At 75.8% G+C, this 335-nt stretch carries 1 pseudogene; it reads right to left on the bottom strand.

What is annotated here, in order from left to right:
* Positions 1-335, bottom strand: a pseudogene (locus A5481_RS34890) (methyl-accepting chemotaxis protein); the annotation flags it as partial.

The following is a 335-nucleotide window of genomic DNA, read 5'->3' as shown; positions in this document are numbered from 1 at the left end:
GCGGGCCGACTGGCCGACCTGCGCGGCGATCTCCTGGACCGAGGCGGCGAGTTCCTCGGTCGCGCTCGCCACCGTCTGCACGTTGGCGGAAGTCTGCTCGGCGGTCGCCGCGACGGTCACGGACTGGCCGGTGGTCGCCTCCGCGGTGGCCGCCATGGTACCGGCCGCCGCCTCCATGCCGGAGGCCGCATCGGCGACGCCGCGGCTGAGCGCCATCACCCGGGTCTCGAAGGCGCGCGTCAGGCCGTCGAGGTGCTCGGCGCGGCGCATCTTGGCGTCGGCTTCGCGGGCAGCGGCGCGGTCCGCCTCGCGCTTGGCGACGAGCGCGTCCTTGA

This window comes from Methylobacterium platani (genome assembly GCF_001653715.1).
Classification (GTDB): domain Bacteria; phylum Pseudomonadota; class Alphaproteobacteria; order Rhizobiales; family Beijerinckiaceae; genus Methylobacterium; species Methylobacterium platani.
Note: the sequence above shows the minus strand (reverse complement) of the source record. Positions and strands in the feature narration are given on the sequence as shown.